Source organism: Ectorhizobium quercum, assembly GCF_026552795.1.
GTDB classification, from domain to species: domain Bacteria; phylum Pseudomonadota; class Alphaproteobacteria; order Rhizobiales; family Rhizobiaceae; genus Ectorhizobium; species Ectorhizobium quercum.
Map to the genome: position 1 here is coordinate 1 of NZ_JANFPI010000005.1, position 14824 is coordinate 14824.

A 14824-nucleotide genomic window follows, 5' to 3' on the forward strand; every position below is an offset into this window, starting at 1 on the left:
ACATGCGCAAACGGCAGCGTACCGGGCTCGGACACGGTCTCTTGCGACCAAGGGTGACACGGTACGCTGCCAGCAACTCAAGCCTACCAAAATCAAGCCGATAAAACAGATAAGGGTGACGAAGGAGGCGGTTTGTCGATACGTGAAAGGCGCCCCCGGGGCGCCTTTTCGACATCACATGTTCGGATAGACAGGCCCTTCGCCCCCTTGGGGCGGCACCCAGTTGATGTTCTGGTTCGGGTCCTTGATGTCGCAGGTCTTGCAGTGGACGCAGTTCTGGGCGTTGATGACATAGGTCATCGCGCCGTCCTTCTCCACCCATTCATAGACCCCGGCGGGACAGTAGCGCGTCGAGGGGCCGGCATAGACGTCGAGTTCCGAGCTTCTCTGGAGCGCGGCGTCCCTCACCTGCAAATGCACCGGCTGGTCTTCCTCGTGATTGGTGTTCGACAGGAACACCGAGGACAGGCGGTCGAAGGTCAGCACGCCATCCGGCTTCGGATAGTCGATCGGCTTGTGTTGCGCGGCCGGCTCGAGGCTCGCCGCATCCGTCTTGCCGTGGCCGAGCGTGCCGAACAGGGAAAAGCCGGCAAGCGCGTTGGTCCACATGTCGAGACCGCCGAGGGCGATGCCGCCCAGCGTGCCGAATTTCGACCATAGCGGCTTGACGTTGCGCACCGGCTTCAGATCCCGGCCGATCGGCCCGTCGCGCCATTCGGCCTCGATTTCCGCCACTTCGTCGTGGGCGCGGCCTGCGGTAATCGCCGCCGCGACCTTTTCCGCCGCCAGCATGCCGGAGAGCATCGCGTTATGGCTACCCTTGATGCGCGGCACGTTGACGAAACCGGCCGAACAGCCGATCAGCGCCCCGCCCGGAAAGGTCAACTTCGGCACCGACTGGAAGCCGCCCTCGGTGATGGCGCGGGCGCCGTAGGAGATGCGCTTGCCCCCCTCGAAGGTGCCCCGGATTGCCGGGTGCGTCTTGAAGCGCTGGAACTCCTCGAAGGGGTAGAGGTAAGGGTTCTTGTAGTTGAGATGGACCACGAAGCCGACGGCGACGAGATTGTCTTCCAGATGATAGAGGAACGAACCGCCGCCGGTCTTCATGTCGAGCGGCCAGCCGAAGGAGTGCTGCACGAGGCCGGGCCGGTGGTTTTCCGGCTTCACCTGCCACAGTTCCTTGATGCCGATGCCGAATTTCTGCGGCTCGCGGTCCTTTTGCAGATCGTATTTCGCGATGAGCTGCTTGGCGAGCGAGCCGCGCACGCCCTCGCCGATCAGCACGTATTTGCCGAGAAGCGCCATGCCGGGGGTGAAGTTCGGGCCGGGCTCGCCGTTTCTCTCGACGCCCATGTCGCCGGTGACGACGCCGGTGACGGCGCCGTTGTCGTCATAGATCACATCCGCGGCGGCGAAGCCGGGATAGATCTCGACGCCGAGCGCCTCCGCCTTTTCCGCCAGCCAGCGACAGACATTGCCGAGCGAGACGATGTAGTTGCCGTGATTGTCCAGCATCTTCGGCATGAAGACGGCCGGCAGGGAAATGGCCTTCTCCCGGGTGAGAAAGAGGAAATGATCGTCCGTCACCGGGGTCCTGAACGGATGGCCCTCCTCCTCGCGCCAGCCGGGCAGCAGCGCATCGATGCCGACCGGATCGATGACCGCGCCGGAGAGAATGTGCGCGCCGACTTCGGCGCCTTTTTCCAGAACGACGACGGAGAGGTCCGGGTTCACCTGCTTCAGGCGGATCGCCGCCGAAAGACCGGCCGGCCCCGCGCCGACGATCACGACGTCGAATTCCATGCTCTCGCGTTCGATCTCTTCCATCGCCACGGTCCTTTCCGCTCCAGCCTGTCGCCACGGGCTTCGTCCCGGTTCGTTTTCTCTATTCCCGAAGAGAGCGGGAAAGTCGAGAACGAAGGTTGTCCGACAACGTAGATTTTTTCCATAAGCCTATGAGAAACGGTAATAACGTGGCGCAAAAAGCGGTCGCGGCCTGCGCTTCGGCATGTTAATCGTCATGACCGGACAGGTATTTTCAAGAGAGGTTCCGATGGACTTTCAGATTTCCGGAAAGCGGGCGCTGGTGCTCGCCTCATCGCGCGGGCTCGGCGCCGGCATCGCCTCGGCGCTCGCCGCCGAAGGCGTGAACGTGCTTCTGTGCGGACGCAGCGGCGAAAGGCTGGATGCCAATTGCAAGGCGATCAACGCGCGCGGCAAGGGCAAGGCCGACTGGGTGTGGGCCGACCTCGCCGATCCGGAATTCGTGCCCGGCATCGTGGCTGCCGTGAAGGACAAGCTCGGCGGCATCGACATTCTGGTCAACAACACCGGCGGGCCGGTTCCCGGCACATCGGAGGACATGCACCCGGACCGGCTGGAGAGCTATTTCCAGTCGATGGTGCTGAGCGTCATCACGCTGACCAACACGCTCCTGCCCGAGATGAAGGAACAGGGCTGGGGCCGCATTGTGACCGTCGCCTCCTCCGGCGTCATCGAGCCCATTCCGGGGCTTGCGCTCTCCAACACGCTGCGCGGCGCGCTGGTCGGGTGGAACAAGACGCTTTCCGCCGAAGTCGCCGCCAGCGGCATCACCGCCAACATGGTGCTTCCCGGCCGCATCCTCACCGACCGCATCGAAGAGCTGGATGGCGCCAACGCCAAACGCACCGGCAAGAGCATCGAGGACATCCGCGCCGCCTCCGTCGCCTCCATTCCGGCCAGGCGCCTGGGCACGGTCGAGGAATTCGCCGCCGCCGCCGCGTTCCTCTGCTCACAGCAGGCGAGCTACATCACCGGCACGATGCTGCGCGTCGACGGCGGCAGCGCCAGGTCGCTCTGACTTTTCGGGCGGGGGTTGCGCTGCGCCCCGGTCCGTGCCATTCACGCCATCCCATTCGCGGGCGCCCTCCGGGGCGCCTTTCGCATTTCCGGCTGGCCCGGTTCACACGCACGATTTCGATGATGGAGATGAGGCGATGACGCGCGCACTCGGACTGGACTTCGGCACGACCAACACGGTCGTCGCCCTGGCGGACAGCGACCGGCAGACGCATTCGATGCGCTTCGAAAGCCGCGCCGGCACGACCGACAGCATGCGCACGGCGCTTTCCTTCATGAAGGACCCGGCGCTCGGCGCCTCCGCCCTGAAGGTCGAGGCCGGACAGGCGGCGATCAGCACGTTCGTCGACAATCCGGGCGACTGCCGTTTCCTGCAATCGATCAAGACCTTCGCGGCCAGCGCCCTGTTCCAGGGCACGCTCGTCTTCGCCCGCCGGCACGAGTTCGAAGACCTGATGGACGTCTTCATCCGCCGCCTGAGGACCTATGCCGGCGCTGACTGGCCGGAAGCGCCCGGCCCGCTGGTCGTCGGGCGCCCGGTGCGCTTCGCCGGCGCCAACCCGGACGAAACGCTGGCAATGGAGCGTTACGACAGGGCGCTGGCCCGCCTCGGCTTCTCCGACATCCATTATGTCTACGAGCCTGTGGCGGCGGCCTATTATTTCGCACGGACGCTGAAGGCGGACGCCAACGTGCTGGTCGCCGACTTCGGCGGCGGCACCACGGACTATTCGCTGATCCGCTTCGAAACCCATGCCGGACGCCTGAGCGCGACACCCATCGGCCATTCGGGCGTCGGCGTGGCGGGCGACCATTTCGACTTCCGCATGATCGACAACATCGTCTCGCCGGAAATCGGCAAGGGCTCGCAGTTCAAGAGCTTCGGCAAGATTCTCGACGTGCCCTCGGGCTATTACGTGAATTTCGGCCGCTGGAACCAGCTTTCCATCTTCAAGACCACCCGCGAGTTCACCGACCTGAAATCGCTGGTGCGGCAGGCGCTTGAGCCGGAGAAGCTGGAACTCTTCATCGACCTCGTCGAGAACGACGAGGGCTATCCGCTCTATCAGGCGATTTCGGCCACCAAGATGGCGCTCTCCTCCGCCGAGGAGGCTGCCTTCGACTTCGCGCCCCTCGGCGCCGCCGGACGCAAGACCGTGCGCCGCGCCGATTTCGAAAGCTGGATCGCCGACGATCTGGCCAGGATCGAGGGCGCGCTGGACGAGGTGCTGGAAAAGACGAACACGCCCGCTTCGGCCATCGACAAGGTGTTTCTGACCGGCGGCACGTCCTTCGTGCCCGCCGTGCGGTCGATCTTCACCCGCCGTTTCGGCGCTTCGAGGATCGAAAGCGGCGGCGAACTGCTCTCCATCGCCCACGGCCTGGCCCTGATCGGCGAAAGCGGCGAAATCGAACGGTGGACCGCCGCGCGCCCGTAGCGCCGGGGCCTTTCCCCGGCGGCCCAGGGCGGCTAGAGTAACAGCATGATCGAAGCCGCGAAACTCGATGCGCCGGAACTGGCCGCGCTTCTGCATTTCTATGCGGATGCCGGAGTGGAGTGGCTTGTCGAGGACGAGGCGGTGGACAGTTTCGCCGCCTTTGCCGCGGCCCGTGCCGCTCAGCAGCAGGCGGCGCCTGCCGGCCAGACGCCGTCGCGGACGGAAAAGCCCGCCGCCTCTCCCGCAACGCCGGCCGGCACGCCCGTCGTGCCCAACGAGGAAGCGGTGGCACAAGCCCGCGAGGCGGCGGCACAGGCCCGCTCGCTCGACGAGCTGAAAGAACGGCTGGTGGCCTTCAACGGCTGCAACCTGCGCCTCAGCGCGCTTTCCACGATCTTCGCAAGCGGTGGCACCGAATCCGGTGTCATGATCGTCGGCCCCTTGCCGGAACAGGACGACGAGCGCGAGGGAACGGCCTTTTCAGGTCCGTCCGGCTTCCTGCTGGAGCGCATGATCGGCGCCATCGGCCTGAAGCGCGAATCTGTCCTGACAACGACGCTCGTTCCCTGGCGCACGCCGGGCAATCGCGCACCCCTGCCCCACGAAATCGAGATCTGCCGGCCGTTCATCGAGCGGCAGGTGGAACTGGCCGGCCCCCGGGCGCTGCTCCTGCTCGGCAACCTGACCGTGCGCACCTTTTTCGGCGCCACCGGCAATATCCATCAGCTTCGCGGCCAGTGGCGCGACCTGACATTCGGCTCGCACGTCGTTCCGGCGCTCGCCAGCCTGCATCCGTCCGAGCTGATCAAGGCCCCGCGCGCCAAGCCGCAGGCCTGGGCGGACCTGCTCTCCTTCGCCCGCCGGATCGGCACGCTCTGAGCGGCGGCATCAGGTGGCGTGGGTCGGCGCGGCCTTGCGCGCCATGCGACGCTCCAGGCCGAGCATGTGTTCGCGATAGATGATGAAGATGCCGGCGCCGACGACGATCGTCGTCCCGACCAGCGTGGTGGACGACGGCACATCGTTGAACAGGAAATAGGCAATGCCGATGCCGAGCAGGATGGACGTGTAATCGAACGGCGCGATGGCCGAGACATCCGCGTGCCTGTAGCTTTCCGTCAGCAGGATCTGCGCGACGCCGCCGCAGAAACCCGACAGGGCCAGCATGGCCGTGACGTCGAGCGGCAGCGCCGGCCAGCCGAAGGGGACCGTCGCCAGCGAGAACACCGATGCGGTGATCGAGAAGTAGAGAACGATGGTCGGCGTCTTTTCCGTCGAGACGAGCTGGCGGACCTGGATCATGGCCATCGCCCCCAGTGTCGCGGAGAGCAGCACGGCCAATGCGCCGACGGCCTGCGTGGATTCGAAGCCGCCCTCGCGGAACAGGCTGAGCTTGGGCCACGAGATGATGAGCACGCCGACCAGGCCGGTGACGACGGCCATCCAGCGATAGACCCGCACCTGTTCCTTGAGGATAAAGGCCGCGAACACGACCGCCAGCAGCGGCAGGGCGTAGCCGATCGCGATCGCTTCCGGCAACGGCAGGTGGAGAAGACCGTAGAAGCCGAGCCCCATCGAGAGAATGCCCAGAAAGCCACGCTTGAAATGCCCGAGCGGGTTGCTGGTGTAGAGTGCGCCCCGCAACTGCTGGCGACACGCCAGATAGCCCAGGATCGGCACCAGCGCGAAGGCCGAGCGATAGAACGTAACCTGTCCCGGCATGACCTCCGTGCCCGCCAGCTTGATGAACGTCTGCATGCAGACAAAAAGAAAGACGGAGGACACCTTGAGAAGGATACCCTTCATCGGATTGGCATGGACGGGGGGCATGAAAGACTCGCGAAGGGATCGGCGTACACAAGTGGCGCTGAATTGGTCCGATCCACTAATAGTCGAATTGTGGCAAGTTCGCGATCAATTTTGTCAATGATTCGATCAAAACATTTATTCACTTCAAGTTGACCCCGAAAGGCGGCGTTCCGATCGAGAAAATTTTAGCAATCCTTCAGGATTTCATGCCACGTTTACGGAACGAGGGTGCGGCAGGACGCCGCTTGAAAGCATGTAGCGCGCCCGTCACACCAGCACGACACCAGCAGGATCTTCAGGACACATCATGCGCACAGACACCGGTCAGGTCATTCGCCTGGCAGACTATCGCCCGGCCGATTTCGTTCTCGAAAGAACGGATCTGACGTTCGAGCTTGATCCCCGATCGACGAAAGTGGAAGCGAGACTGATCTTCCACCGGCGCGCGGGTGTCGCCGCGGATGTGCCGCTGGTGCTCGACGGAGACGAACTGACCCTTTCCGGCCTGATGCTCGACCAGACGGACATCGATGCCGGCCGCTACACGGCCACGCCCGACCGCCTCGAAATCCGCGATCTTCCGGAAGACGGGCCCTTCGAGATCACCGTCACGACCTATATCGACCCCGAAAGCAACACGCAGCTGATGGGGCTCTACCGCACGAACGGCGTCTATTGCACCCAGTGCGAGGCGGAAGGCTTCCGCCGCATCACCTATTTCCCCGACCGGCCGGACGTGCTTTCGCCCTTCACGATCACGATCATCGCCGACAAGGAAACCAATCCGCTGCTGCTTTCGAACGGCAATTTCCTCGGCGGCGGCAATTACGACGAGGGCCGGCACTTCGCCGCCTGGTTCGATCCGCATCCGAAGCCGTCCTACCTCTTCGCGCTGGTCGCCGGCGATCTCGGTGTCGTCGAGGACACGTTCACGACCGCCAGCGGCAACGAGGTCGCCCTGAAGATCTATGTCGAACATGGCAAGGAGCCGCGCGCGGCCTATGCGATGGACGCGCTGAAGCGCTCGATGGCGTGGGACGAGGAGCGTTTCGGCCGGGAATACGACCTGAACATCTTCCAGATCGTCGCCGTTTCCGACTTCAACATGGGCGCGATGGAGAACAAGGGCCTCAACGTCTTCAACGACAAATACGTGCTGGCCGACCCGGAAACAGCGACCGACGCCGACTACGCCAATATCGAGGCGATCATCGCCCACGAGTATTTCCACAACTGGACCGGCAACCGCATCACCTGCCGCGACTGGTTCCAGCTTTGCCTGAAGGAAGGGCTGACCGTCTATCGCGATCACGAGTTCTCCGCCGACCAGCGCTCGCGAGCCGTCAAGCGCATCGCCGAGGTGCGCCACCTGAAGGCCGAGCAGTTCGCCGAGGACGCCGGCCCCCTCGCCCACCCCGTCCGTCCCGAGACCTACCGCGAAATCAACAACTTCTATACGACGACCGTCTACGAGAAGGGCTCGGAAGTCACCCGCATGATCGCCACGCTTCTCGGCGAGGACGGTTTTCGCAAGGGCATGGACCTCTACTTCGACCGTCATGACGGCGACGCCGCGACGGTCGAGGATTTCGTCGCATGCTTCGAGGATTCGAGCGGTCGCGACCTGTCGCAGTTCAAGCTCTGGTACAGCCAGGCCGGCACGCCGCTCGTCACCGTCTCGACGGCATACGATGCCGTCAGCCAGACCTTCACGCTGTCGCTGGAACAGATAATCCCGGCCACGCCCGGCCAGAGCGCCAAGCAGCCGATGCACATTCCGCTGAAGTTCACGCTTCTGGGCGAGAACGGCGGCGACATCCCGCCCGCCGCCGTATCCGGCGGCGAAGTGACGGGAGACGTGCTGCACCTGACCGGCCGCAGCCAGTCCTTCACCTTCTCCGGCGTGCCCGCCCGCCCGGTCCTGTCGCTGAACCGCGGCTTTTCGGCGCCGATCAACCTGTCCTTCGACCAGAGCCCGGCGGATCTCGCCCATATCGCCCGCCACGACAGCGATCTTTTCGCCCGCTGGCAGGCGCTTTCCGATCTGGGCCTGCCGGTGCTGGTAAAGGCCGCGAAGGACGTGCCGGAGGGCAGGCCCGTCACGGTCGACGGCGCGCTGGTTTCGGCGCTCATCGAAACGCTTGCCGACGACCGGCTGGAGCCGGCCTTCCGGGCGCAGGCGCTTTCGCTGGCGAGCGAATCCGACATCGCCCGCGAAATCGGCGGCAACAACGACCCGGACGCGATCCACGCCGGGCGCGATGCGGTTCTGAAAACGATCGCCGACAAGGGCTTCGCCACCTTCGAACGGCTTTACCGGGAACTGGCGCCGAAGGGCGAGTTCACCCCGGATGCCGCAAGCGCCGGCAGGCGGGCGCTGCGCAACGTCGCCCTGACCTACCTCTCGCACGCCGGGGACAGCGCATCGCTGGCGGCGGAAGCCTTCGCCAAGGCCGACAACATGACGGAACTGGCGCATGCCCTCACCGTCCTCATCCACCGGTTCCCGGATACGGACGCGGCGCTGAACGCGCTCGCCGCCTTCGCGACGCGTTTCGACAGCAATCCGCTGGCGCTCGACAAATGGTTCTCGATCCAGGCGACCGTGCCGGGCGAAACGGCGCTGGAGCGTGTCGAGGCGCTGATGAAGGACCCGCGCTTCAACGCGCAGAACCCCAACCGCGTTCGTGCCCTGATCGGCACCTTCGCCTTCGCCAACCCGACCGGCTTCAACCGCCCAGACGGCAAGGGCTATGCGCTTCTTGCCGACCAGATCCTCGCCATCGATCCGAAGAATCCCCAGCTTGCAGCACGGCTGCTCACCGCCATGCGCTCCTGGCGCGCTCTGGAACCGGTCCGCGCGGAAGCCGCGAAGACCGCACTCGGCAGGATCACCGGCGCCAGACAGCTTTCCGCCGACGTCGCCGACATCGTGGAGCGCATGCTCAAGGGCTGATCCGGTCTTTCCGGTGCGTGAATGACAGGCGGGGGAAACGCCCGCCGGCAGCGTATTCGCACCTCCTCTCTTCTGTCGTCCTCGGGCTTGCCCCGAGGGTCCACACCGAGCAGGTGCGGCTGGATGCTCGGGTCAAGCCCGACCATGACGAGAGGAGGTTTGTGGTCTTTGTTGGCAAACCGGGGCAGCATTCTTCTTCGCCCCATTTTCGCGCAAATCGCCCTCTCACCCACACGGCGGCAGAGGCAATCCCGAATATACCAGCAAAATCATTTGGTTAACAAATGGTTACTTTTGGGCTGGACAAGGCGAATCACCTTTGATTCATTAGGTTAGATTCGGGCGGGCGGCGCTTCGGATCACACGAGGTTTCAAAGGCGGGGAACATGGCGGACGTGCGGCGGGCAACCGCAGCCGATGGGTGGCTGCGTGTCAAATTTCCAGGTATCGACCGATGGGCGATGGATTTCCACGGCTGGCCGCTTACCCTCGGAGAATCGGCTGCGGGCAATCATCCGCGTGCGGAACTGATCCTCAAGCGGGCCATACCCGTCCTGATCGTCGCCTTCCTGAGCGTCGTCGCATTGTCGCGCGTCTTCGGGATCATCGCCGAGCACGAGCGGATGGAAGAGGCCGCGCGCCAGTCCGTCGCGCTCAGCGCCTCGGCGGCGGAAGCGGCGATGGCGGGCGAGGCGCTCGCCATGCACGCCGGAGACCGCGCCGCGATCGAGCGGCGGCTGACGGCCTACCTGCCGGAAAGCCGCCTGGACGGCCAGAGCTTCATCCTGGCCATCGGCACCAACGGGCGGGTCTTCGCGGCCAGCCCCGCGGGCCGGGTCTATCTCGGCTCATCGCTTGCCGCGCTCCTTCCGGAAGTGGCGGCGTCGCGAAGCCAGTCCGGCGTGATCCGCACCCGAATTTCCGGCATCGACCACTATGCCGTGGTCAGCACGGTCGGCAACGAGGGCGGCCTGCTGCTGACGGCCCGCTCGCTTGCATCGCTGGATGCCTTCTGGCGCGGCGAAGTGGCGCTCGACGGCACGCTGTTCGCCGGCATTTCGTCGATCCTGCTCGTCATTCTCTACGCCTACTACACGCAGGTGAAGCGCGCCCGCGAGGCGGACGAGATCTTCCTCGAATCCAACATGCGGGTGGAAACGGCGCTGTCGCGCGGGCGCTGCGGGCTGTGGGATTTCGATCTCGCCAACCGCCGGCTGTTCTGGTCGCGCTCCATGTATGAAATGCTGGGGCTGGAACCGTCGGACCGGGTGCTGTCCTTCGCCGACGCGGCGAGGCTGATGCATCCCGGCGACGGCAATCTCTACGCGTTTGCCCGCGCCATCCGCCGGGCCAAGGACCGGCAGATCGACCAGGTCTTCCGCATGCGGCACGCCGGCGGGCATTACCTGTGGATGCGCGCCCGTGCCCAGATCATTCATTCGCAGAACGGCCGTACGCATGTGATCGGCATCGCGATGGACGTGACGGAACAGCACCGTCTGGCCCAGCGCTATGCGGAAGCCGACCAGCGGCTGGCCGACGCCATCGAATGTACCTCCGAAGCCTTCGTGCTGTGGGACAAGAACGACCGTCTGGTCATGTGCAACACGCATTTCCAGCAGTCCTACGGCCTGCCGGACAGCGTTCTGGTGCCCGGCACCGAGCGTTCCGTGGTGCAGGCGGCGTGGACGCGGCCGATCATCGAGCGCCGCATCGCCGGACCGGACCGCAACGACAGTTCGCGCACCACCGAAGTGCAGCTCGCCGACGAGCGGTGGCTGCAAATCAACGAGCGGCGCACGCGCGACGGCGGCCGGGTGTCCGTCGGCACCGACATCACGCTTCTGAAGCGCCATCAGGAACGGCTGCGCGAATCCGAACGCCGCCTGATCGCGACGATCAGCGATCTTTCCGCCTCGCAGGCCAAGCTGGAAAAGCAGAAGGAAGCGCTGTCGGTCGCCAACACCAAGTATCTGGCGGAAAAGGACCGCGCCGAGGCCGCCAACCGGGCCAAATCCGAGTTCCTCGCCAATATGAGCCACGAACTGCGCACGCCGCTCAACGCGATCCTCGGTTTTTCGGAAATTCTGCTGAACCAGATGTTCGGGCCGGTCGGCTCGTCGAAATATTCGGAATATGCCCGCGACATCCATGACAGCGGCATCCACCTGCTGAACGTCATCAACGACATCCTCGACATGTCGAAGATAGAGGCGGGCCAGATGCTGCTGCGCACCGAAACGATCGACCTTGCGCCGCTGATCGAGGAAAGCCTGCGCCTGACAGCGGTTTCGGCCGAGCAGAAATCCATCCGCGTCGCCCAGCGCATCGCCGACGGCCTGACCATGAGCGCCGACCGGCGCGCCATGAAGCAGATCCTGCTGAACCTGCTTTCCAACTCGGTGAAATTCACCGATCCGGGCGGGCGGATCGCGCTGCGGGCCCGCAAGGTGAACGGCGCCATGCGCCTGACCATCGCCGATACGGGCATCGGCATTCCCCGGCAGGCGCTCGGCAAGATCGGCCAGCCGTTCGAGCAGGTGCAAAGCCAGTACGCCAAGAGCAAGGGGGGATCGGGCCTCGGCCTTGCCATCTCCCGCTCGCTCGTCTCCCTGCACAACGGCAAGATGAGAATCCGCTCCCGCGAAGGCCGGGGCACGGTCGTGACGATCTCCATCCCCTGCGCCGATGGCGGCTGCAAGTAAGGCCGGGGCGGCCATTGGGGTATCTGTTTTTACGCAATTCCGAACGGAAAACCGCTTCACACTTTTCCTGGAATTGCTCTATTTGACGAAAGCCTGGAAAATCCGGCGCACGGATTTCGAGACGCGGGTGAGTTCCGCCTCAAGCGCCTTGAGGGTCGGCATGTCCGCCGCCGCACACAGCAGATCGATCAGCCCGGAAGGCGCCTCCTTCGGCTCGAACGGCCCGTCGAGGCAAAGGCGGACGATCTGCGAAAGCTCGCCATAGAGCGCCAGTGCCGCAAGGCAGGTCTCCAGTTCTTCCGCCCCCATGCGGCCCTCGCCGTAGAACTTCAGCGCCTCGGCCGTGCTCGCGCCGCGTTCGGCCTGTTTTTCGGGGGTGGTCAGCGCCAGATACTGGGCGATGAACTCGATATCGATCAGCCCCCCGGGAATGAGCTTGAAATCCCAAAGGTCGCGCGGCGGCTTTTCCTTTTCGATCAGCCCGCGCATCTCGATGACGTCGGCGCTCACTTTCGCCCTGTCGCGGGGATGCGCCAGAATGCCGGAGATCACGCCTTCCGCCTCGGCCTTCAGGCTCCCGTCGCCGCAGACGATGCGGGCGCGGGTCAGGGCCATGTGCTCCCAGGTCCAGGCCTCCTCCCGCTGATATTTGGTGAAGGCCCTGATGCGGGTGGCGACCGGCCCCTTGTTGCCCGAGGGGCGAAGGCGCATGTCGACGTCGTAGAGGACGCCCTCGGCCGTCGGGGCTGAAAGGGCCGCGATCAGGCGCTGGGTGATGCGGGTGAAGTAGCGCCCCGGATCGAGCGGCTTGGCGCCGGTCGATTCCTGCGCCGCGTCGTCGTGGTCGTAGAGCAGGATGAGATCGACATCGGAGCCCGCCGTCAGTTCGAAACTGCCGAGCTTGCCCATGCCCATCACTGCCACGCGCCCGCCGGGAATGTCGCCGTGCGCCTCACGCATTTCCGTCAGCACCGCGTCGAAGGCGGCGGCGATGACGAGATCGGCCAGGTGGGTGAAGGCGCGCGCCGCGGCCGTACCGCCGATCGCGCCGGTCAGCAGGCGGATGCCGATCAGGAAGCGCTGTTCGGCGGCGAAGATGCGCAGCCTGTCCAGCACATCCTCGTAATGGGAGGCTCCGCCCAGAAACGCGCCGAGCCGGCCCGCCAGATAATCGCGGGTCGGCAGTTCCGCCATGAGGCCGGGATCGAGCATGCCGTCGAAAACGTGCGGGCGCCTGGCGATTGTGTCGGCAAGCCGCGGCGCGGCGGACATGATATTCACAAGCAGTGCCAGCAGCGCCGGATTGTTGCCCAGCAGCGAGAAGAGCTGGATGCCCGCCGGCAGTCCGGCCAGAAAGCTGTCGAAGCGCAGGAGCGCATCGTCCGCCTGCCGGCTCTCGCCGAAGACGCGCAGTAACTCGGGCGTGAGTTCCGTCAGGCGCTCGCGGGCCTCGACCGAGCGGGTGGCGCGGTAGCGGCCGTTGTGCCAGGTGCGGATGACGCGGGACATATCCTCCGGGCGTTTGAAGCCCAGCCGCCGAAGCGTTTCGAGCGTGCCCGGATCGTCCTTCTGGCCGGTGAAGACGAGATTGCCGTCGCCGGCGGAAAGCCTGCTTTCCTGTTCGAACAGGTTCGCATAGCGCTGTTCGACGGTGCGCAGGACGTCCTCCAGCCTGCGCGCAAAGCCAGCGGCATCGGCAAAGCCGAGCATGAAGGCGATCCGCTTCAGCTCGCTTTCGGTTTCGGGAAGGATGTGGGTCTGCTCGTCGCGGACCATCTGGATGCGGTGTTCGACGTCGCGCAGAAACCAGTAGCAGTCCGTCAGTTCGTCACGGGTGGCGGCATCGATCCAGCCGGCGGCAGCCAGCGCCGCCAGCGCGTCTTCCGTCGCCCGCACGCGCAGCGGCGGCATGCGCCCGCCGGCGATGAGCTGCTGCGTCTGCGCGAAGAACTCGATCTCGCGGATGCCGCCGCGGCCGAGTTTGACATTGTGGCCCTTCACCGCAATCGCGCCGTGGCCCTTGTGGACGTGGATCTGCCGCTTGATCGAGTGAATGTCGGCGATCGCCGCGTAATCGAGATACTTGCGGAAGACGAAGGGCGTCAGTTCCTTCAGGAAGGACTCGCCCGCCTCGAGGTCGCCGGCAATCGGCCGGGCCTTGATGAAGGCGGCGCGCTCCCAGTTCTGGCCGCGCCCTTCGTAATAAAGGAGGGCCGCGTCCACCGGAATGGCGAGCGGCGTCGAGCCGGGATCGGGCCGCAGGCGCAGATCGGTCCGGAACACGTAGCCGTCGCCGGTGCGCTCCTGCATGATGCGGACCAGCCGGCGCATCATCCGGCCCAAAATCTCCGTGCCGTCATCCGGGTCGGGCAACAGGTCGGCCAGCGGCTCGAAAAACACCACGAGGTCGATATCGGAGGAATAGTTCAGTTCGTAGGCGCCGAGCTTGCCCATGCCCAGCACGACGACGCCGGACCCTTCGGATGGCGCGTCCAGGTTCTTCAACCGCACCTTGCCGGCTTCGTGGCCGGCGAGCAGGAGGTGGTCGATGGCGGCGGCAACGCTCGCATCCGCCAGCAGGCTCAGCCAGCGGGTGGTTTCGCGGGCGCTGAACAGGCGGGCGAGATCGGCCAGTGCGACGATATAGGACACCCGGCGCTTGGCGATCCGCAGGCGCGTCATCACCTCGCCCTCGGTGGGTGCCGGCCCGCCGTCCACCCCTCGCCAGCTCTCCCGGGCATCGCGGATGCCCTGTTCGACAAGCGTTTCCAGCGGGGTCGACAAGGCCATCGCAAGCGGCTTCGGATCGGCGGCCGTCATGTCGCGGAGATAGGGAGAAAGCGTCAGCGCAGCAACGACGAAGCGACGCAGCGGGCTTTCCCCGGCCATCAGTGCGGCGATCTCCGGCTCGCGCTGCCCGGCCTCTTTCAGCAGCGAGGTCACGGCCCGCGCCTCCGCCTGGCTGATCGGCCGGACGACGCCTTCGCGCACGTCCTTCAGCTCTTTTCCGGTCTGTTTTACCTGATCCGCCACGTTTCCTCCCGTCGGCACCGGCCCGAGCGCGTTTCCCGCTC

General features: G+C 65.2%; 8 protein-coding genes. 5 read left to right on the forward strand and 3 right to left on the reverse strand.

All coding sequences use genetic code 11. The features are described from left to right. Positions 1 to 174: 174 nt before the first annotated feature. Complete coding sequence (locus NOF55_RS15075) at positions 175 to 1827, reverse strand: electron transfer flavoprotein-ubiquinone oxidoreductase (protein ID WP_306412229.1); 1653 nt, start codon at positions 1825 to 1827, stop codon at positions 175 to 177. A gap of 226 nt (positions 1828 to 2053) precedes the next feature. Between NOF55_RS15075 and NOF55_RS15080 the strand changes: the two genes are divergently transcribed. The 3 genes from NOF55_RS15080 to NOF55_RS15090 all read left to right on the forward strand — a co-directional run bounded on the left by NOF55_RS15080 (position 2054) and on the right by NOF55_RS15090 (position 5159). Continuing rightward, positions 2054 to 2842, forward strand: a complete 789-nt coding sequence (locus NOF55_RS15080) for an SDR family oxidoreductase (RefSeq protein ID WP_306412230.1) — start codon at positions 2054 to 2056, stop codon at positions 2840 to 2842. Positions 2843 to 2978: 136 nt separating this feature from the next. Further along, positions 2979 to 4280, forward strand: coding sequence for an Hsp70 family protein (locus NOF55_RS15085; protein ID WP_306412231.1), 1302 nt, complete (start codon positions 2979 to 2981; stop codon positions 4278 to 4280). 45 nt (positions 4281 to 4325) lie between these two features. Next, on the forward strand, positions 4326 to 5159 hold the full coding sequence (locus NOF55_RS15090; protein WP_306412232.1) for a uracil-DNA glycosylase: 834 nt from the start codon (positions 4326 to 4328) through the stop codon (positions 5157 to 5159). A 9-nt stretch (positions 5160 to 5168) separates the two neighbouring features. Here NOF55_RS15090 and NOF55_RS15095 read toward each other — a convergent pair whose 3' ends face one another. After that, complete coding sequence (locus NOF55_RS15095) at positions 5169 to 6110, reverse strand: DMT family transporter (RefSeq protein WP_306412233.1); 942 nt, start codon at positions 6108 to 6110, stop codon at positions 5169 to 5171. 286 nt (positions 6111 to 6396) lie between these two features. On the opposite strand from NOF55_RS15095, the gene pepN reads away from it, so the two are divergent. Continuing rightward, on the forward strand, positions 6397 to 9045 hold the full coding sequence (pepN, locus tag NOF55_RS15100) for an aminopeptidase N (protein ID WP_306412234.1): 2649 nt from the start codon (positions 6397 to 6399) through the stop codon (positions 9043 to 9045). 386 nt (positions 9046 to 9431) lie between these two features. After that, entirely contained in the window at positions 9432 to 11750 is a 2319-nt protein-coding gene (locus tag NOF55_RS15105) for a PAS domain-containing sensor histidine kinase (RefSeq protein ID WP_306412235.1), read from the forward strand. A 78-nt stretch (positions 11751 to 11828) separates the two neighbouring features. Here the strand turns inward: NOF55_RS15105 and NOF55_RS15110 are convergent, their stop codons facing one another. Further along, on the reverse strand, positions 11829 to 14783 hold the full coding sequence (locus NOF55_RS15110) for a bifunctional [glutamine synthetase] adenylyltransferase/[glutamine synthetase]-adenylyl-L-tyrosine phosphorylase (protein WP_306412236.1): 2955 nt from the start codon (positions 14781 to 14783) through the stop codon (positions 11829 to 11831). Positions 14784 to 14824 lie beyond the last annotated feature (41 nt).